General features: G+C 71.9%; 15 protein-coding genes. 11 read left to right on the top strand and 4 right to left on the bottom strand.

Annotated features, from left to right (window positions below; genetic code table 11):
• The first annotated feature begins 206 nt into the window (after positions 1-206).
• From IEY91_RS02655 to IEY91_RS02610, 10 genes are all read left to right on the top strand, one after another.
• Positions 207-614 (top strand): hypothetical protein, encoded by a 408-nt coding sequence (locus IEY91_RS02655; protein WP_189172635.1) that lies wholly within the window; start codon positions 207-209, stop codon positions 612-614.
• A 117-nt stretch (positions 615-731) separates the two neighbouring features.
• A complete protein-coding gene (gene pstC / locus IEY91_RS02650; RefSeq protein WP_229696639.1) occupies positions 732-1,784 on the top strand; it encodes a phosphate ABC transporter permease subunit PstC in 1,053 nt (350 codons plus the stop codon).
• Positions 1,785-1,921: 137 nt separating this feature from the next.
• Entirely contained in the window at positions 1,922-3,082 is a 1,161-nt protein-coding gene (gene pstA, locus IEY91_RS02645; protein ID WP_229696638.1) for a phosphate ABC transporter permease PstA, read from the top strand.
• Entirely contained in the window at positions 3,079-4,821 is a 1,743-nt protein-coding gene (gene pstS, locus IEY91_RS42275; RefSeq protein WP_268240846.1) for a phosphate ABC transporter substrate-binding protein PstS, read from the top strand. The genes pstA and pstS overlap by 4 nt, the downstream gene beginning before the upstream one ends.
• A gap of 92 nt (positions 4,822-4,913) precedes the next feature.
• A complete protein-coding gene (locus tag IEY91_RS02635) occupies positions 4,914-7,421 on the top strand; it encodes a hypothetical protein (protein ID WP_189172634.1) in 2,508 nt (835 codons plus the stop codon).
• A gap of 210 nt (positions 7,422-7,631) precedes the next feature.
• Complete coding sequence (locus IEY91_RS02630) at positions 7,632-8,603, top strand: type 2 periplasmic-binding domain-containing protein (RefSeq protein ID WP_189172633.1); 972 nt, start codon at positions 7,632-7,634, stop codon at positions 8,601-8,603.
• A 100-nt stretch (positions 8,604-8,703) separates the two neighbouring features.
• On the top strand, positions 8,704-10,161 hold the full coding sequence (locus tag IEY91_RS02625; RefSeq protein WP_189172632.1) for an Ig-like domain-containing protein: 1,458 nt from the start codon (positions 8,704-8,706) through the stop codon (positions 10,159-10,161).
• Positions 10,162-10,264: 103 nt separating this feature from the next.
• The gene (locus IEY91_RS02620) at positions 10,265-11,218 is read left to right on the top strand and encodes a sortase (RefSeq protein ID WP_189172631.1); all 954 of its coding nucleotides are present in this window, start codon (positions 10,265-10,267) and stop codon (positions 11,216-11,218) included.
• Positions 11,219-11,260: 42 nt separating this feature from the next.
• On the top strand, positions 11,261-12,094 hold the full coding sequence (locus IEY91_RS02615) for a phosphate ABC transporter ATP-binding protein (RefSeq protein WP_189172630.1): 834 nt from the start codon (positions 11,261-11,263) through the stop codon (positions 12,092-12,094).
• A gap of 413 nt (positions 12,095-12,507) precedes the next feature.
• Positions 12,508-12,867 carry a sortase family protein gene (locus tag IEY91_RS02610; protein WP_164321337.1) on the top strand — a complete coding sequence of 120 codons (360 nt, stop codon included), beginning with the start codon at positions 12,508-12,510 and terminating at the stop codon, positions 12,865-12,867.
• A 253-nt stretch (positions 12,868-13,120) separates the two neighbouring features.
• Here the strand turns inward: IEY91_RS02610 and IEY91_RS02605 are convergent, their stop codons facing one another.
• The 4 genes from IEY91_RS02605 to IEY91_RS02590 all read right to left on the bottom strand — a co-directional run bounded on the left by IEY91_RS02605 (position 13,121) and on the right by IEY91_RS02590 (position 17,837).
• On the bottom strand, positions 13,121-14,338 hold the full coding sequence (locus IEY91_RS02605) for a glycosyltransferase family 39 protein (RefSeq protein WP_229696637.1): 1,218 nt from the start codon (positions 14,336-14,338) through the stop codon (positions 13,121-13,123).
• Positions 14,339-14,519: 181 nt separating this feature from the next.
• Entirely contained in the window at positions 14,520-16,175 is a 1,656-nt protein-coding gene (locus tag IEY91_RS02600) for a phospho-sugar mutase (RefSeq protein WP_189172629.1), read from the bottom strand.
• Positions 16,176-16,235: 60 nt separating this feature from the next.
• Positions 16,236-17,060, bottom strand: a complete 825-nt coding sequence (locus IEY91_RS02595; protein WP_164321331.1) for a purine-nucleoside phosphorylase — start codon at positions 17,058-17,060, stop codon at positions 16,236-16,238.
• A gap of 339 nt (positions 17,061-17,399) precedes the next feature.
• Positions 17,400-17,837: a gamma-glutamylcyclotransferase family protein gene (locus IEY91_RS02590; protein WP_189172628.1), complete on the bottom strand. Its 438-nt coding sequence runs from the start codon at positions 17,835-17,837 to the stop codon at positions 17,400-17,402.
• Positions 17,838-17,958: 121 nt separating this feature from the next.
• Here IEY91_RS02590 and IEY91_RS02585 point away from each other — a divergent pair, with 121 nt between their 5' ends.
• A complete protein-coding gene (locus IEY91_RS02585) occupies positions 17,959-19,407 on the top strand; it encodes an NAD(P)H-quinone dehydrogenase (protein ID WP_164321327.1) in 1,449 nt (482 codons plus the stop codon).
• Positions 19,408-19,572: the final 165 nt, after the last annotated feature.

Here is a 19,572-nt window from a genome sequence, read left to right as displayed (position 1 = left end):
ACACCCCGTGCGCCCCGCCCAGCGCGGGGACCGCCCCCTGTCCAAGGGGTGCCCTACGGGCTACTTCGCCATGAACCCTGCGCGGGTGCGATTGGTTTGTCCCTCAGGCGTCGCACATGCCTCAGTAAATTGCGTGTGCCGCTCACACAGGTCCATACCTGACGGACCAGGAACCTCTCCGGACGGGGCGGCGGGGGGTGGGGACCATGGAACAGCAGCCCAAGGAGGCGGCGAGAACGGCGCGATCCGCCGTCGTCGTGGCCGGGACGAGATGCCAGATCGACATCAACGGGGAAGGGGAGTACGGCTGGCGCCTGGTGGCGCCCAACGGGCGCTCCGTGGCCGTGTCCCCCCTCGCGTACGCCTCGCACACCCTGTGCCGGGCCGCCTTCGTCGCCCTCTGCGCCGACAGGGCGACGCTCGCGGGCGGCATCCAGCACAGCACCGAGGGCGGCGGCTGGGTGTGGGTCCTGTGGGACGCGCCCGGCCATCACGTCGCCGCGTCGGCGCGTACGTACGAACGGCACGCGACCTGTCGTACGTCGTACGAGCGCTTCCGCGCGCTGCTCGCCGAACTCGACCCGCAGGGAACGGAGTTGTGGGGCCGGCACTGATCTGAGGTGAGGTGCGGGCGGCCTCCCCGGCCTCCCGGGGCGGAAGTTGCCCCCAGGGACCCCCTCGTTCACCCTTCGGGATCGGCGAGGCAATCGGGCCCGGTCAGCGTCGAGGCCGTGCCTTTGCTGAAGAGACTGAGACAGCCGCGTACGAAGGCGGCGACGCCGGTGGCGGTGGCGACCGGAGGCGGCGTGGACGGTGATGTCCCGCGCCGCCTGTACGCCGACCCCGGCCTGCCCGACCGCGTCTTCCGCGCCGTCCTGCGCGGCGGCGGCGCCCTCGTGCTCGCCGTCATGCTGCTCGTCGGCGGCTTCCTGCTCTACCGGGCCTGGCTCGCGCTCGACAAGGCCGGCTGGGGGTTCCTCAGCACCGCCGAATGGGCCCCGGACGCGGGCAAGTTCGGCATCGCGGCCGTGCTCGTCGGGACGGTGCTCATCGCGTCCGTCGCGGTCTGCGTGGCCGTGCCGCTCGCGACCGGGGCCGCGCTGTACATCTCGGAGTACGCGCCCCCGAGGCTGCGCCAGACCCTCATCAGCGTCGTCGACCTGATGGCCGCCGTGCCGTCCGTCGTGTACGGGCTCTGGGGGGTGTTCTTCCTCCAGGACAAGGTGATCCCGACGGCCCGGTGGATCGCCGCGTACCTCGGCTGGATACCGCTCTTCGACGTCGACGGCGCCGATCCCGCCGACCCGCTCGCGCCCGCCAGCGTCTACACCTCGTCGACGTTCATCGCGGGCCTCGTCGTCGGCATGATGATCGCGCCCATCGTGTGCTCGATCATGCGCGAGGTGTTCTCGCAGGCCCCGGCGGGGGAGCGGGAGGGCGCGTACGCCCTCGGCGCCACGCGGTGGGGCATGATCCGCAGCGTGGTGCTGCCCTTCGGCAAGGGCGGGATGATCGGCGGCACCATGCTCGGGCTCGGGCGGGCCCTCGGCGAGACCATCGCCGTCTACATGATCATTTCGCTGGTCTTCGACATTCAGTGGCATGTGCTGCAGTCGGGGACGAGTTCTGTCTCGTCGCTGATCGCCCTGCGGTACGGCGAGGCCAGTGAGTTCGGGATGTCCGCGCTCATGGCGGCGGGCTTCGCGCTGTTCCTGATGACCCTTGTCGTGAACTTCGCTGCTTCGTCGATCGTGGCTCGTAGTCGTTCCGGGGCGGCGTCGTGACCGGGGGTCCCCCAGGCCGAGGTGGTGGGCCTCGCACTCAGGTGGCCGCAGATCGCGCTGCGCGCTCGTCCTCAATCGCCGGACGGGCTCAAAATTTCGTCCCCCGGGCTGAATCTCCCGAACGGCGGCGTGCCCTCGTGCAGTCGCGGGCCAGTGACGTGTACGCCGTCGTGGGCGCCGGTGCCGCCGCGCTCGCCCTGACCTGGGTCATGTTCGGGTGGCTGCTGCCGTTCAACGGGGTCGTCGGGTTCGTCGTCGTCGCGTACGTCCTCTTCCTGGCCCTCTACGCGCTGCTCGTCTCCTTCGACGAGGACGGGCCCGCGATCGTCGACCGCATCGCGGCCGCCGTCGTGCGGTCCATGGGGCTGCTGCTCGTCGCCGTCCTCGTCTTCGTCGTGTCGTACGCCCTCTTCGAGGGCCGCAAGGCGCTCGTGCATCTGAACTTCTTCACCGAGGACATGCAACTGGCGGGCCCGCTGGAGCCGTTGAGCGTGGGCGGGGCGCTGCACGCCGCCGTCGGGACGCTGGTGCAGATCACCCTCGCGCTGCTCGTCACCGTGCCGGTGGGGCTCGTCTGCGCGGTCTTCCTGAGCGAGGTGCCGGGGCCCTTCGCCCGCTTCGTACGCACCATCGTCGAGGCGATGACCGCGCTGCCTTCGATCGTCGCGGGCCTGTTCATCTACGCGACCGTCATCCTCGGCCTCGGCATGGACCGCTCCGGTCTCGCCGCCGCGCTCGCGCTCGCCGTCATGATGCTGCCGATCATCATCCGCGCCGCCGACGTCGTCATCCGCCTCGTCCCCGGCACCCTGCGCGAGGCCGCGTACGCCATGGGCACCTCGCGCTGGCGCACCGTCTGGCACGTCGTCCTGCCCACCTGCCGCTCCGGCCTGACCACGTCCGTCATCCTCGGCACCGGCCGCGGCATCGGCGAGACCTCGCCCGTGCTGCTCACCGCGGGCTTCACCTCCGAGATGAACCTCGACCCGACGAGCGGACCGATGGTGTCGCTGCCGCTGGCCACGTTCCAGTACGTCAAGTCGCCCGAGCCGACCATGATCGCGCGCGGCTTCGGCACGGCCGCGCTCCTGATGGCGCTGGTGCTCGCGCTGTTCGTGGCCGCGCGGTTCTTCGGCGGGCGCGGACCCGGGCAGCTCACCCGGCGCCAGGAACACCGCCGGGTGCTCGCCTCGCGCCGGGACGCCGAGCGCTTCGCCGAGAGCCATGTGGCCGCGCCGAATCCTCCGTCAACTCCACCCCGTACCACCGCACTTGACGAGTCAAGGAGGCCCTCGTGAGACCCGCCACCCGCTTCCGCGTGGGGGCGACGCTGTCGGCACTGCTCTCGCTGCTGTGCGCGCTGCTCGTCGCCGACCCGCCGCCCGCACGGGCCGCGACCTACGCGAAGATCACCGGCTCCGGTTCGACCTGGAGCTCCAACGCCGTCTTCCAGTGGACCCGCAACATCAAGGCCAACATGGGCATGACGGTGAACTTCACCGACAACGGCTCCTCCCAGGGGCGCGAGCAGTTCAAGCGCAACGTCGTCGATTTCGCGGTCTCCGAGATTCCGTACGGGCTGAAGGAACAGGGTGTCGCGGACACTCCGCCGCGCCGTGGTTACGCGTATATGCCGATCGTCGCGGGCGGCACCTCCTTCATGTACAACCTCAAGATCAATGGCAAGAAGGTGACGAATCTGCGGCTCTCCGGGCCCGTCGTCGCGAAGATATTCACCGGGAAGATCACGCGCTGGAACGACGCCGCCGTGCGGCACGACAATCCGGGCCTCAATCTTCCCGCCCGGCAGATCATTCCCGTCGTACGCTCCGACGGCTCGGGCACCAGCGCGCAGTTCACGACCTGGATGGCCAAGGAGCAGTCCGGCGTCTGGAACGACTACTGCCGACGCACCGGGCGCGGCAGTGGCTGCGGGATGACCTCCAACTATCCGCTGCTCAGCGGGTCTTCGATGGTGTCGAAGTCCGGCTCCCTTGGGGTGTCGGGGCATGTGCGGCAGCCCTCCGGCGAGGGCGCGATCACTTATGTCGAGTACTCGTACGCCATCAAGACCGGGTTTCCCGTCGCCAAGATGCTGAACAAGAAGGGGTACTACGTCGAGCCGACCGCTTCGAGTGTGGCGGTGGGCCTTACGGGCGCGCGCATCAACAACGACAAGAATTCGCCCAATTACCTGACGCAGATCCTCGACGGCGTCTATCGGAACGGCGACGCGCGGACCTACCCCCTGTCCAGCTACAGCTACATGATTCTGCCGACGAAAGAGGAGGAAGGGTTCACGAAGAGCAAGGGCAATTCCCTTGGCACCTTCGGTCGTTACTTCCTCTGCGACGGGCAGCAACAGGCGGAAGAGCTCGGCTATTCGCCGTTGCCGAAGAACCTGGTGCAGGCGGGCTTCGCGCAGGTGCGCAGGGTGCCGGGGGCGCCCACGTCCGCCATCAACATCAACAAGTGCCGCAACCCCACCTTCTCCTCCGACGGCACCAACACCCTTGCCAGGAACGCGCCTTACCCGAAGGCCTGCGACAAGCAGGGACCGACGCAGTGCTCCGACGGCACCGCGGGCGACAAGGGCAAGACGCCCGTCAAGCCCGGGGCTCAGGGCGGCGACGGCAACGGTGGCGGTGGGGGTGGCGCGGGACCCGGGGGCGGCGGCGCCAACGGTGGCGGCTCCGGGCCCGGCGGCGGCTCGGGCGGCTCGGCCGGGCCCGACAGCGACGGGGACGGTACGCCCGACGCGCGGGAGTCGGCGGGGTCCGGAGGCGGCGGCACGGGTGGGGGTGGCGGCGGGGCCGTCGACCCCGACACCGGCCTGCCCATCAGCGGTGACGGCACGGGCAGCGGTGACACGTCGGTGGCGGCGACGCCGGTGAGCCTCGCGTCCGGGGGCGCCTTCGGGTTGCGGGGCGCGCTGATGGCGCTGTCCGCGTTTCTGCTGCTCGCGGTGGTCGTGGGGCCGCCGGTGATGGCGCGGGTGCTTGCGGGGCGGGCTCGGCGCAGGGGGGAGATCGCGTGAGGCACGGGACGGGGAGCGGCGGGAGGCCGGCGATGGGGATCAGCGGGATGCGTACGTGGATGAGGCGTGCGCGTGGGCGGATCGCGGCGGGCGTGGGACGTGGACCTGGGCGTGGCCGGATCGCCGCCGGCGCGGGAGCCCTCGCCGCCGCCCTCGTACTCGCCCTCCTGCCCCTCCCCGACGGCGCCGACCAGGCCTCGGCCGCCCCGCGGGAGTCCTCCGCCGTCACCCTCACCGGCAAGAAGGGCCCGTACGACGACTTCTCCGAGCTCAAGGTCACCGTGCACCAGACCAAGGGCCTGCGCGGGCAGGGCGTGCGGATCACCTGGGCGGGCGGGAAGCCCAAGCCGGCCGGGACCGTGCCGCACCACTTCATGTCGTTCATGCAGTGCTGGGGCGACGACGCGGCCAAGGGGCCGTCCCGGGAGCAGTGCGAGTACGGGATCTCGCCGGGGGCGAAGCCGGGGGACGGGCGGGCGATCAACTCCATTGACCCGCTGGAGAGTTTCGACTCGCTGCCGACCGACCCGGCGGGCGTCAAGTACGTCCGCTTCCGGCCCGTCGAGGGCCCCGCGACCAAGACCTCCGTCGACACGACGTACTTCGGCCCCGAGGACACCAACGCCGTGCCGTTCGCGCCCAACACGGGCGACGGCGGCGGTGAGGCGGCCTTCGAGCTGAAGTCCTCCGTGGAGTCGCCGCACCTGGGCTGCGGGGCCCGCAGGACGGCGTCCGGGGCGGTCAAGCCGTGCTGGCTGGTGGCGGTGCCGCGCGGCTCGCACCACCCCGACGGCCGCGTCGTGGAGGGCTCCGGCCACCCCGTCTCGTCCCTCTCGCGGACCAACTGGGACCAGCGCCTCGCCTTCCGCCTCGACTTCCTGCCCGTCGGCGACAACTGCGCGGCGGACAAGGCCGAGCGCCGCACCATCGGCTCGGAGCTGGTCACCGACGCGATGACGTCCTGGCAGAGCGCGCTGTGCCGCGGCGGCACGCACCGCTTCACGTTCACGCAGTCCGGCGAGGGCGAGGCGCGCTCCGCGGTCACCTCGCCGGGCGGCAGCTCGCCGGGGCTCGCCTTCACCGTGGACCCGGTGCGCGCCGAGGAGGGCGCGGCGCCCGTGGTGCAGGCGCCGGTGGCGATCAGCGGGCTTACGGTCGGGATGTTCTGGATGTACGAGGACAAGGACGCGCAGGGCGCGCCGCGCCCGTACCAACTGCACGGCGTGCGCCTGAACCAGCGGCTCCTGGCGAAGGCCCTCACGCAGTCGTACGTCGACAGCGTCCGGTATCTGCGCCAGGGCGTCGACGAACCGGCGAGCGTCAAGGGAAATCCCCGGAAGATCGGCCTCGACCCAGAATTCCAGAAGCTCAACCCGGACCTCAAGGCGCTCGCCAACTGGACGCAGGCGCCTCTCGGTCTCCTCGTCTCCACGGAGAATTCGGACGCGACCCGGTTGCTCTGGCGCTATCTCGCGCAGAACAAGGACGCCCGTGAATTCCTCCAGGGAAAGCCCGACCCCTGGGGAATGAAGGTGAATTCCCACTATCCGGAACTCGGCCTGGACAGACAGCCGGCGGACTTCTACCCGAAGGCCGACGCGACGGTCTCCCGGGCGCCGTGCGGCGACGGCAGCCAGAGCCTGCCGTACGGCGGGCAGGACATCGTCCCGTACGCCACGGACATGCACAGCGCGGCCCTCAAGATCCGCCGCGGCTTCGGCGGCGAGGCCTACTTCTGCGTCCAGGGCAGCAACTCCCCGCCCAAGCTGTCCAACGACCGCCCGTCGTCCGACCAGTCCAAGCAGTACGGCATCGTCGACAACGCCTCCGCCGTCCGCTACCAGCTCGACATCGCGTCCCTGCCCAACGCCGACGGCCAGTACGTGAAGCCCACCACCGACGCCCTCCTGAAGGCGGTCGCGCGGATGCCCGGTTCGGGCGTCGCGGGCGTCAAGGCGCCCGACCCCGCGAAGGCGAGGGCGGGCGCGTATCCGCTGACGGCGGTGGTGTACGCCGCGTCGTCCACGGACCAGCCGAAGGACCTGCGTACGGACTACGCGAAGGTCATCCGGTACGCGGCCGGGGCCGGGCAGAAGCAGGGGCCTGAGGTGGGTCAACTTCCGTATGGGTACGCGCCGTTGCCCGCGGGGATGCGGGCGCAGGCGTTGGGGGCGGCCAGTGCGTTGGAGCGGGGTGTGGCGGCTGGGCCGCCCGGTGGGGAGGCCGACGGTGGTGGCGGTGGAGGTGGTCCGGGCGGGGGTGCGGATGGTGGCGGGGCCGGTGGGGTCGGGGGTGCCGGTGGGGACGCGGGCGGCGGCGCGGGGAGTGGGGCGGCCGGTGGTGCGGGCGGCTCCGGTTCCGCCGGGCCCGGCGGGGCCGACCCGGACTCCGCCGACACGGCCACGCCCACCGCGCCGAGCAGCGACGACCCCGGCAAGGAGACCGTCGCCAAGTCCGGCGGCCTGACGCCCTCTGCGGTGCTCGGGCTCGTCCGGTGGGTGCTGCTCGGGGTGCTGATCGCCGGGGGCGTCGCGGCGCTCGCGGGGCCGGTGCTGCTGCGGATGTCCGCGCGGCGGGCAGCGGCGGACGGGGGCGGTTGAATTCCGTAGGAGTCGCCTCGGTCAGGATCCATTAACCAAAGCAGCGGCCGAAATTGGTGGCCCGCGCGATCCCCGGTAGGCAATCGTAATGACTGCCGGTCGACGGGCCGGTGAGAGAGCAGTTCAGTCCCGGATCTGAATTCCGCATTCTGCTTGGCCGTCCATCATCTCCACTCTCTTGCTTGTTCCGTTTCCACGGAGGAGAAAGAAATGAACGTCAAGTCCCGTGTTCGTATCGGTGCAGTCGTCGGTGCCGCCGCCCTCGGCCTCGGTGTGCTGACCGCGCCGTCCGCCATGGCCGACCCGACCGGCTTCCCGACCCTGGCCGGCACCGGCTCCGACACCACCCAGGACGTCACCAACGCCATCGCGACCCGCGTCGGCGGCAGCCCGCAGCTCATCGGCTCCTGGGACGCGACCGGCACCTCGCCGATCAAGACCCGCGCCACGGGTTGTTCCCTGCCCCGCCCCAACGGTTCGTCCGCGGGCATCGACGCGCTCCGCGCCGACCTGGACGCGAACACCAAGTGCCTTGACTTCGCCCGCTCTTCCAGAGGCCCCGCCGACCGCACCAGCACCCGCCTCACCTGGGTGCCGTTCGCCAAGGACGCCGTCACCTTCGCCGTCCGCTCGGACTCGGCCCTGCGCACCGCCGACCTCACCCCGGCCCAGCTCAAGTCCGTCTTCAACTGCACCACGAAGACCCTGAACGGCGTCACCCTCACCCCGCTCCTGCCGCAGGCCCAGTCCGGCTCCCGCACCTTCTTCCTCGGCCAGATCGGCCTGCCCGAGGCGGAGGTCGGCTCCTGCGTCGGCTCCATGCAGGAGCACGACGGGCGCGCCCTCGACAGCGCCGGGGACATCGCGCCGTACTCGGTGGCGCAGTGGATCGCGCAGACCAACGAGGTCGTGCCCGACATCCACGGCGTCACCGTGCTCAACAAGGTCGGCGGGGTCGCCCCGACCACCGCCGGCAAGCTCAACCCCGCCTTCCCGTTCGCCCGCGACGTCTTCAACGTCGTCCCGACCGCCAAGCTCAACGACGCCACGGTCAAGGACGTGTTCGTCGGCTCCACGTCCAAGGTCTGCGCCCAGAACTCCACCATCGAGACGTACGGCTTCGGCAGCCTCGGCACCGGCTGCGGCGCCACGTCGGACCCCGCCCTGAAGGGCGAGCGCTGATCAGCGCCACCACCTCACCGCACACAGCCGGGCACCCGCGGGGTGCCCGGCCCTGCGGCGTACCCGTCCACCACCACATTTCCCCGGGGGGAAGAACCCGATGAAACGCCTCGCACCACTCAGATCACCGGCGTCGCTCCTGCTGTGCTGCGCCCTCGTCCTCGGCGCGCTCGCCGCCGCCCTCGCCCTGAGCCCCCCGGCACACGCCGCCGGCCAGATCGGCAAACTGTCGCTCGGGAAGACCAGCGGAAGCACCAAAGACACCCCGATCACCCCGAAGGTGACCGGTGACGCGCCCTGCCCGGCCGAACAGAAGGACGCCGTACGGCTCGTCGTCGTCAACCCCGCGACCGGGGCGGCCCTCAGCCTCGGGCAGTCGGCCGCCGGTGACTACTCCTCCGGTCCCGTCTCCGCGGACCTGCCCGACTCGTTCTCGCTGGAGGACCGGCTGGCGTCCTGGGCGGAGCCCGGGCAGCGCGACGGGACGTACCCCCTGCAGCTCCGCTGCGTGAATCTCGAGGACCCCACCCTGCCCGCCACCTACTTCGGTCTCGCGATCACGGTCAAGGGCGAAACCTGGGAGGTGCCGCAGGCGCAGGCCACGTCCCTCGCGCTCACCGCCTCTCCCGGCAACCACCCGGTCGCCGGGAGCGAGGTGAAGTTCACCGCGTCGGTGACGCCCGCGGACGCCCGCGGCAAGGTGACCTTCTCCACGACCCGGGGTGACGCCACCAAGGAACTCGGGCAGTCGGTCGTGAGCGACGGCAAGGCCGAGGTCAAGACCAACGCCCTTGACCAGGGCGACCAGCGCATCGTGGCCACGTTCACGCCGGACGACGCGGGGGCGCACACGCCTGCCACCGGCACGATTCCGACATACACCGTCGATCCCTCGGGCAGCAGCACGCCGCCGCCGTCGTCCCCCGGGCCCGATCCCTCCTCGCCCGCCGAGCTCGAAGTCGTCGACGCCGACGGGAATCCGCTCGAACCCAATCCGAAGCTGGAGCCCGAGCAGACTGTGAAGATCACCGCGCGCGGTTACGCCAAGGACGCGGAGGTCAAGGTCACTCTTGCCGGGAGTGAGGCGAAGTTCGACGGGGCGAAGGCCGGGGGTGACGGGGTCGTCAAGGAGTACGCCTTCACCGTGCCCAAGGGGATCAAGGACGGGGACCATACGTTGGCGCTGGCCTCCGGCGGCGAAGGTGGGCACCGGGTTGAGTTCCCGTTCACCGTCGGGGAGGAGCCTGGGCCCGGCGGGCCTTCGGGGGATCCGAGTGGTGAGCCCACTGGGCCCGGTGGGGGTGCCGGGGGCGGCGGGGACGGTGGTGACACCGGTGGTGGCGGTGCCGGAGCCGGTGGCGGTGACGGTGACGTGGGTGGTGCCGGAGGTTCCGGTGACGGGGCCGGGGGTGGTGGGTCCATGGCCTCCACCGGGGCGCAGGTCGGGGCCCTGGGGCTTGGGGCGCTTGCCCTCGTCAGCGCTGGGGCCGCGCTTGTCTTCCACGTGCGGAGGAAGGGGTTGCTCGCCTTTGGCGGGGGTGCCTCGCGGCACGGCTGATCCCCGGGTCGGCGACAGTCGGCCTTCGGCCTCGTCCTCAATCGCCGGACGGGCTCAAATACCTGCCCCCGGAGGCTGATTGCCCCGGAAGAGGAGCGCCCTCATGACCGTGCTCGCCCCACCACCCCCCGACCCGGGAGCCGTCGAGTCGCCACCCCCGCCGGACGTCCCGGTGCCCCCGGGCGGCACCGGTGAGCGGCCCTCCCCGGCCCGGCCGGGGGTCGCCCTCGCCGGGGTCGCGTGCTGCGTACTCGCCGCCCTCCTCTTCGGCTTCGCCGCCAACCTCACCGTCGTCGGGCATCTGAAGCACGCCCGGGATCAGCAGACCGCCTACGACGAGCTGCGCAAGCAACTCGCCCTCGGTACCGCCCCGGTGGGCCAGCGCACCTTCGACGGGAAGGCGCTGAAGCCGGGCGCGCCCGTCGCGCTGCTGCGCATTCCCGCCCTTGATGTGAAGGAGGTCGTCGCCGAAGGGACCAGCTCCAGCGTTCTCATGTCCGGGCCTGGCCACCGCCGCGACACCCCGCTGCCCGGCCAGGCCGGCACCGTCGTCCTCATGGGGCGCCAGTGGGGCTACGGCAGCCCCTTCAACAAGCTGCACAACCTCCCCGTACAGACCCGCTTCGAACTCACCACGGGGCAGGGCAAGTCCGTGTACGAGGTCACAGGGCTGCGGCGCGCCGGCGACGACCTGCCCGCGCCCCTCGGGCAGGGCCAGGGCCGCCTCACCCTCATCACCGCCACCGGCGGCCCCTACACCCCCGCCGGCATCCTCCGCCTCGACGCCAAGCTCCTCACGCCCGTCCAGCCCAGCCCGCCCCGCGAGATCCGCTCCGGCTGGATCCCCGAGTCCGAGGAAGCCCTCGGCACCGAGGACGACGCCTGGCTCGCCGTCTTCCTGTGGACCCAGGCCCTGCTCGCCGCCGCCCTCCTCGCCGTGTGGGTGCGGCGCTCCTGGGGGCGGTGGCAGACCTGGATCTGCGCCCTCCCTGTACTCGGCGCCCTCGGCCTCGCCGACGCCCAGGCCCTCACCGCCCTGCTCCCCAACCTCCTCTGACGCCGGCAGTAAATGTTCTCGTACGCAATGGAGTTGAGCCCCATGGCCACGTCCGCCTACACCACCCCTGCCGCCCGCCCCCGCGTCCTGCGCACTCCCGCCCCCGCCACCCTCGAAGCCGAGGACGTCTCCGCCTGGTTCGCCGCCCACAAGGTCCTCGACCGGGTCTCCCTCACCATGCCCGCCCGTCAGGTCACCGCCCTCATCGGGCCCTCCGGCTGCGGCAAGTCGACCTTCCTGCGCATCCTCAACCGCATGCACGAGCTGATCGGCTCCGCCGCGCTCGCCGGGCGCGTACTGCTCGACGGCGAGGACATCTACGACCGCGGCCGCCGCATCACCCACGCCCGCCGCAGCATCGGCATGGTCTTCCAGAAGCCCAACCCCTTCCCCGCCATGTCCCTGTACGACAACGTCCTCGCGGGCCTGAAACTCAACGCCATCAAGGCCACCCGCGCCGGCAAGGACGACCTCGTCGAGGAGTGCCTCACCAAGGCCGGGCTGTGGAAGGAAGTGAAGGACCGGCTGCGTCAGCCCGGCGGCGCGCTCTCCGGCGGCCAGCAGCAACGCCTGTGCATCGCCCGCTCGTTGGCCGTCCGCCCCCGCGTCCTCCTCATGGACGAACCCTGCTCCGCCCTCGACCCCACCTCCACCCGCCGCATCGAGGAGACCATCGACGAACTCAAGGACGAGGTCACCATCGTCATCGTCACCCACAACATGCAGCAGGCCGCCCGCGTCTCCGACACCTGCGCCTTCTTCCTCGCCTCCCACGGCACCCCGGGCGTCATCGTCGAACACGGCCCCACCGACATGATGTTCAACGCCCCGGAGGACCCCCGCACTTCGGACTACGTGAACGGGCGGTTCGGGTGAGGGGGGTGTGGCATTCCAGTTCGGCGGCTGTCGCCGCCGTGGCCGTGTTCCTGGCGCTGGCCGCGTGTGCGCCTGATGGAGGGGGCGGCAGTCGTACGAGAGCCGGGGAGGCCGCCGCCAACTCTCCTGTGGATACGTTCACTTCGGCGCCGGAGGTGGATGGTTCGGCGATCCCTGACCGGCCCGCCTCCACCGCGTCGCCCAGCCGTCCGCGCGACGCGCCCCCGCCCCGGCCACGTACCCCTGGACGCCTCACTCCCGCCCCGTCCCCCGACAGCCGCGTCAAGGGCCCCGACCTGTCCCGCCCGGCCCCGGCAGGCACCCCCAGGCCGCAGGCCCCGACGCGCCCCCCGATCGAGGACCGACCCAAAGCATCCAAGGACTCCGGCCCGGAACCCGCCCCGGGACGCCCCGTGTTGCGCATCGGCGACTGGTCGTCCGCTGTCGCCCGCGGCGGGCAGGGCGACGTCGACGCCTGCGAGCACGCCGTGCAGTGGGCGGGGCCGGACATCGGCAAGGAGAACGGGTACCGGATGCGGACGGTCGTCATCGTCGGGCACGACTACTGCCGCGGCTTCGACCGGTTCGCGCTGCTGCGGGTCGGATCCACCGTCAGCCTGGAGACGGCGCGCGGGACTTGGACGTACAAGGTGTACGCGAACCACGTCACGCCGGGCCGCGGCGCGCCCGCAGCCGGGCTCTACTGGGGCGACCTGACGCTCCAGTCGTGCGTAGGACCGGACACGGGATTCAGCTACCTGATGCGGGTCTGACGCGGCGCCAGGAGCGTCGCCCGAACCGCACACGCAGCGTCGGCCGTGCCCGGCCCGTGCGGCGCCCGCGCGAGGGGGGTCGGCGGAGCGCCAAGGTGCCGTCGCGCTCCCCAAGGGGGGCGAGGGGAGCGACAGGCAGCGCTTCCATAGTGACGTACAGAGGTTCGAGTGCGGAAGCCGGGGGGCGTGCGGCGCCCCAACTCCCCGTGAATCAGCTCCCATTGGCTCCGAGCGGGAGCGGTGTTCGCGCAGGTCACGGTGGGCCGAGCCAGACCAGGAGCATGTGGCCGCCGAACGCCGCGGATGTCAGTGCCGCGCCTGACAGCACCGCGACCGTCACTCGCGTACGTACCCGTGCGAGGGCGAGGGCGAGGGGAAGCAGGAGGGGGAAGGCGGGGAGCAGGAAGCGGGCGCGTGGGAAGTAGACGCCGCTGGAGCCCAGCACGATCGCGGCCAGCAGGCCCGCGTACACCAGGAGCGGCAGCGGCTGCCCGCCCCCGGCCAGCGACATCGCGAACAACACCAGCGCGCTAAATAGAACGATCGTTACAATCACCAGGAACAGTTGCGGGCGCTCCACCAGGAACAGCTGCTTCATCCAGCGCAGGGTGCCGATGCCGCCGTCCCACTCGTTGTGCCACAGCCTCTGCACGGCGAAGTAGCCGTCCCAGCGGCCGAGTCGGGCGCCCACCCAGCCGACGTACGCGAGCCAGCCGAGCGGCGCGAGCACCGCGCCCGCCAGGACGCGGGGCTCGAAGCCGCGGCGCAGGGCGAGCAGCGCGGTGATCGACACGGCGGCCGCGACCGCCACCCCGGTCGGGCGCGTCAGGCCCGCGAGCGCGGCCAGCGCCCCCGCCCACAGCCAGCGGCCGGTGAGCACCGCGTACAGCGACCAGGCCGCGAGGGCCGTGAACAGCGACTCCGTGTAGCCCATCCACTGCACGAGCGACACCGGCAGACACGCCCACAGCACCACGAGGAGCACGCCCGCGCGCCGCCCGTGCAGCCGGTCGCCGATCTTGAAGATCCCCCACGCCGCGAGGAACGAACACCCCACCGCGATCGCCAGGCCCACCCCGCCGCGCGGCGCCGGAAGCAGCGCGTCGCCCGCCCGGATCAGCAGCGGGAACAGCGGGAAGAACGCCAGGTTGTTGGTGTCGAAGGCATCCCCGAGCGTGTCCGCGTACCCGTTCGCGGCGATCTTCAAGTACCAGTCGCAGTCCCAGGATTCGGCCAGCAGATGCCACAGCCCGCGGTGCTCGCGGTGCGCCCAGACGGCGAGCACGAGGACGCCCAGGGCGCGCACGGCCGCGTACGCGAGGAGGGCGGGCGCCGCGTGCCGCAGCGCGGAGAGCAGTCGCCGCCGCGTGGCCGAGGGCCGCGCCGCCGAGCGGGAGCGGCGCGAGGCGGGGACGCGGGACGGCGCGGCGGGCGTGGCTGCGGAAGGGGCGGAGAGGGGTCCGTACGGCACTGCGGCTCCCGGTACGTGAGGGTGCGCTACCGGTCGAACCTTCCTGAGGGACCGGCAGCGCACCGGGGAGCTGCGTCAGTTGTCGTACGGGAACCACCCGATCGGGTGGGTCGGAGGGGCGGGAATCGCGGAGCCACTCGTACGGGTGGCTCCGCCCGTCCGTGGCGCGGACGGCCGCGGGTCAGATGCCCGCTGCCGCCGCGAGGTCCCGCTTCAGGGCCGCGAGCAGCTCCGCCGCCCGCTCGTGGGCCTGGGGCAGCCCGGACCGGTCACCGACCGGCACCACGACCTCCAGGTAGCACTTGAGCTTCGGCTCGGTGCCGCTGGGGCGGACGATGACGCGGGCGCCGTCGAGCGTGTACCGCAGCCCGTCCGTGGGCGGCAGCGTCTCCGTGCCCTTGGTGAGGTCCTCGGCGCGCGTCACCGCGAGGCCCGCGAGGCGCTCCGGCTGCCGCTCGCGCAGCCGCCGCATCGCGGCCGCGATCAGCGACAGGTCCTCCACGCGCACCGAGAGCTGGTCCGTGGCGTGCAGCCCGTGCTCGACGGCCAGGTCGTCCAGGAGGTCGAGCAGCGTCAGGCCTGCCTCCTTGAGCTCCGAGGCCAGCTCCGTGATCAGCAGCGCCGCCGTGATCCCGTCCTTGTCGCGTACGCCCTCGGGGTCGACGCAGTAGCCGAGCGCCTCCTCGTAGCCGTACCGCAGGCCCTCGACGCGGGCGATCCACTTGAAGCCGGTCAGCGTCTCCTCGTACGGCAGGCCCGCCGCCTCGGCGATCCGGCCGAGCAGCGACGACGACACGATCGACTCGGCGAAGGTGCCCGTCGCGCCCCGGCGGACCAGGTGTGCGGCGAGCAGCGCGCCCACCTCGTCGCCGCGCAGCATCCGCCAGCCGCCGTCGCCCGCCGGGACGGCCACCGCGCAGCGGTCCGCGTCCGGGTCGTTGGCGATCACCAGGTCGGGGCGCGCCTCGCGGGCCGTCGCGAAGGACAGGTCCATCGCGCCCGGCTCCTCCGGGTTCGGGAACGCGACCGTGGGGAAGTCCGGGTCGGGCTCCGCCTGTTCCGCGACGAGCACGGGCTCGGGGAAGCCGGCCCGCGCGAACGCCGCGAGGAGCGTGTCCTTGCCGACGCCGTGCATCGCCGTGTAGACGGTGCGGGCGGTCCGGGGGGAGCCGGATGCCAGGACGGCGTCCGTACGCGCCAGATAGGCCTCCAGGACGTCCTCGCCGAGGGTCTGCCGGCCGCCGTCGGGCCGCGGTACGTCGTGCAGGCTGCGCACCGCGTCGATCTCGGCGGCGATCTCGCCGTCGGCCGGGGGCACGATCTGCGAGCCGTCGCCCAGGTAGACCTTGTAGCCGTTGTCGCGCGGCGGGTTGTGGCTCGCGGTGACCTCCACGCCCGCGACCGCGCCCAGATGCCGTATGGCGAAGGCGAGGACGGGGGTGGGCAGGGGGCGCGGCAGGACGGCGGCGCGCAGGCCCGCGCCGGTCATCACGGCGGCCGTGTCCCGCGCGAAGTCCGCCGACTTGTGGCGCGCGTCGTAGCCGATCACGACGAGGCCGTTCGTGTGGCCCTTGGCCTTCAGGTACGCGGCCAGGCCGGCCGCCGCGCGGATGACCACGGAGCGGTTCATCCGCATGGGGCCCGCGCCCAGCTCGCCGCGGAGGCCCGCGGTGCCGAACTGGAGGGTGCCCGCGAAGCGGGCCGCCAGGTCGTCGGCGGCCGCCGGGTCGCCGGGCGCCGCGGCGAGCAGCTTCGCCAGCTCCTCGCGGGTCTCCTGGTCCGGGTCCTCGTCGAGCCAGGCCTGCGCCCGCGTGATGAGTTCTCCGTGGTCCTGCACGTGTGGTCAGCCTCTCCGTGAGGTTCTCGCTGTTCCGGCTACTGGCGGCTTACCCGACCGTCAGATGCGGCCGAGCACCTGGCCCAGGAGCTCACCCATCCGCGTGGCGGAGTCGCGGCCCGCCTGGAGGACCTCCTCGTGGTTGAGGGGCTCGCCCGTCATGCCCGCGGCGAGGTTCGTCACCAGGGAGATGCCGAGCACCTCGGCGCCCGCCTCGCGGGCCGCGATGGCCTCGAGGACGGTCGACATGCCGACGAGGTCCGCGCCGATGGTGCGGGCCATGCGGATCTCGGCCGGGGTCTCGTAGTGCGGGCCGGGGAACTGCGCGTACACGCCCTCTTCGAGGGAGGGGTCGATCTCCTTGCACAGCGCGCGCAGGCGCGGCGAGTACAGGTCCGTGAGGTCCACGAAGTTCGCGCCGACGATCGGCGACGTCGCGGTCAGGTTCAGGTGGTCGCTGATCAGCACGGGCTGGCCGGGGCGCATGCCCTCGCGCAGGCCGCCGCAGCCGTTGGTCAGCACGATCGTCTTGCAGCCCGCGGCGACGGCGGTCCGCACGCCGTGCGCGACGGCGGCCACGCCACGGCCCTCGTAGTAGTGCGTGCGGCCCAGGAAGACCAGGGCGCGCTTGGCACCGACCTTGAAGGAGCGGATCCGCCCGCCGTGGCCCGCGACGGCCGGCGGCGGGAAGCCGGGCAGCTCGGTGACCGGGAACTCGGCCTCGGGGGCGCCGAGCGCCTCGACGGCCGGCGCCCAGCCGGAGCCCATCACGAGGGCGACGTCGTGGGTCTCGGCGCCCGTCAGCTCGCGCAGGCGCGCGGCGGCGGCGTCGGCGGCGGCGTACGGGTCGCCCTGGATGTCGTCCGGAATAACTGAAGCGTTCACGCCGACGAGGGTAGCCGGTTACGCCCTACGCGCGTAGATGACGATGCCCACGGGATCCAGATCGTTGCCTTGTCGTTTCCGACAAACGGCCGCGTGTGCCCTCGCGGGACGCCCCAGTCCCGCCCCTTTCCCGAAACCAGGGGCTGCCGCCCCTGGACCCCGCTGATCGGCGCTCCGCGCCTCGTCCTCAATCGCCGGACGGGCTAGAAGGCGACTGGGCTGGGCGGCAGCCCAAGAAGGGCGGGTGGGTGGGGAAAAAGCCCGCCCGGCGTTTGAGGGCGAGGCGCGGAGCGCCGAAAAGGCAGGGGGAGAGGGGGCGCAGCCCCCATGGGGTGGGCGTCAGCAGGGGCGCTTGCGGAGCCCCATGACGTAGTCGTGGGGCGCCCCCGCCGATTCGGCGGCATCCGCGATCTCCCCGAGGTAGCGAGCGGACGGCAACCCACCCTCGTAACCATTGAGGACATACACCCAGGCCGCCTCCTCGCCCTCGAGGGTGTGCACACGAACCCGCATACGCCGGTAAATGTCGAGTCCGACACCTTCCCACCGGTCCATGGAGTCCTCGTCCATCGGAGCGATGTCGTACAGCGCGACGAACACCTGCGACCGAGGCGCCTCGACGATCGTCGCGAGCGCACCCTCCCAGCCCATGTGCTCGCCCCCGAACGTCAGCCGCCAGTCGTTGAGCCAGCCGGTCGCGCGCAGCGGCGAGTGTGGTGCGCGGCGCGTCATCAGCCGCGCGTCGAGAGTGCCGGCGTACGCGGCGTAGAGCGACATGGAGTCGAGGGTACGGCAGCCGGGTGTACCCCTCTCGCCGCAGTCGTCACTCCCGTGGTCACCGGCACGGCCGCCGCCACGGAGGGCCCCGGGGGTACGGGCCGCCCTGCCGTACGGGACAATGGAGTACGTGACTCGGATCGTGATCATTGGTGGCGGACCCGGCGGATACGAGGCGGCCCTGGTGGCAGCCCAGCTCGGCGCGGAGGTGACCGTCGTCGACTGCGACGGTCTGGGCGGAGCGTCGGTGCTGACCGACTGCGTGCCGTCGAAGACCCTGATCGCGACGGCCGAGGTGATGACGACCTTCGACTCCTCGTACGAGGAGCTGGGCATCATCGTCGAGGACGACACCCCGCACATCGACCAGGCGGCCCGCGTCGTCGGCGTCGACCTGGGCAAGGTCAACCGGCGTGTGAAGCGGCTCGCGCTCGCGCAGTCGCACGACATCACGGCGTCCGTGACGCGGGCCGGCGCCCGCGTGATGCGCGGCCGCGGCCGCCTGGAGGGCCAGCAGGCCATGGACGGCTCCCGCAAGGTCGTCGTCCGCGCCGCCGACGGCACCGAGGAGACCCTCGTCGCCGACGCCGTCCTGATCGCGACCGGCGGCCACCCGCGCGAGCTGCCCGACGCCCAGCCCGACGGCGAGCGCATCTTCAACTGGACGCAGGTGTACGACCTCGACGAGCTGCCCGAGGAGCTCATCGTGGTCGGGTCCGGCGTGACCGGCGCCGAGTTCGCCGGTGCCTACCAGGCGCTCGGCTCACGGGTCACGCTCGTGTCGTCCCGCGACCGCGTGCTGCCCGGTGAGGACCCGGACGCCGCCGCCGTCCTGGAGGACGTCTTCCGGCGTCGCGGCATGAACGTGATGGGCCGCACCCGCGCCGCCTCCGCCAAGCGCGTCGGCGACCGCGTCGAGGTCACCCTCGCCGACGGCCGCGTCATCTCCGGCTCGCACTGCCTGATGGCCGTCGGTGCCATCCCCAACAGCGACGGGATGGGCCTGGAGGAGGCCGGGGTCAAGGTCAAGGAGTCCGGGCACATCTGGACCGACCGGGTGTCCAGGACCTCCGCCCCCGGTGTGTACGCGGCCGGTGACGTCACCGGCATCTTCGCCCTCGCGTCGGTCGCCGCCATGCAGGGCCGCATCGCGATGTACCACTTCCTGGGCGACGCGGTGACCCCGCTGAACCTGAAGACGGTCTCGTCGAACGTCTTCACCGACCCCGAGATCGCGACCGTCGGCTACAGCCAGGCCGACGTCGACGCCGGCAAGATCGACGCCCGCGTCGTCAAGCTCCCGCTGCTGCGCAACCCGCGCGCGAAGATGCAGGGCATCCGCGACGGCTTCGTCAAGATCTTCTGCCGTCCCGGTACGGGCATCGTGGTCGGCGGTGTCGTCGTCGCGCCGCGCGCCTCGGAACTGATCCACCCCATCTCGATCGCGGTCGACAACAATCTGACGGTGGAGCAGATCGCCAACGCCTTCACCGTGTACCCCTCGCTTTCCGGCTCGATCGCCGAAGTGGCGCGCCAGCTGCACACCCGAAAGGTCAACGGCGAGGCCTGATCCAGGCGGTCGCTCACCCGGCGCAGGTCACAGCCTGTTGCCGCCCATTCGCGCGGCATAGTCGGGGAGAGTAACCCCTATACCACTTTCACCCCTGCCGTGCGAACAACTTCTGTAATTCGGCGCAAACTGCTGAAAGCAGACGGTCGTTGGGGTTACTGTCAG

Origin of the sequence: Streptomyces lasiicapitis, assembly GCF_014646335.1 — a bacterium.
GTDB classification, from domain to species: Bacteria; Actinomycetota; Actinomycetes; order Streptomycetales; family Streptomycetaceae; genus Streptomyces; species Streptomyces lasiicapitis.
This window is presented reverse-complemented; position numbering and strand designations above follow the sequence as displayed.

Coding starts and splice junctions, on each gene's coding strand:
- IEY91_RS02655 (WP_189172635.1), top strand. CDS start 207: ATGGAACAGCAGCCCAAGGAGGCGGCGAGAACGGCGCGATCCGCCGTC.
- IEY91_RS02630 (WP_189172633.1), top strand. CDS start 7,632: ATGAACGTCAAGTCCCGTGTTCGTATCGGTGCAGTCGTCGGTGCCGCC.
- IEY91_RS02625 (WP_189172632.1), top strand. CDS start 8,704: ATGAAACGCCTCGCACCACTCAGATCACCGGCGTCGCTCCTGCTGTGC.
- IEY91_RS02620 (WP_189172631.1), top strand. CDS start 10,265: ATGACCGTGCTCGCCCCACCACCCCCCGACCCGGGAGCCGTCGAGTCG.
- IEY91_RS02615 (WP_189172630.1), top strand. CDS start 11,261: ATGGCCACGTCCGCCTACACCACCCCTGCCGCCCGCCCCCGCGTCCTG.
- IEY91_RS02590 (WP_189172628.1), bottom strand. CDS start 17,837: ATGTCGCTCTACGCCGCGTACGCCGGCACTCTCGACGCGCGGCTGATG.
- IEY91_RS02585 (WP_164321327.1), top strand. CDS start 17,959: ATGGAGTACGTGACTCGGATCGTGATCATTGGTGGCGGACCCGGCGGA.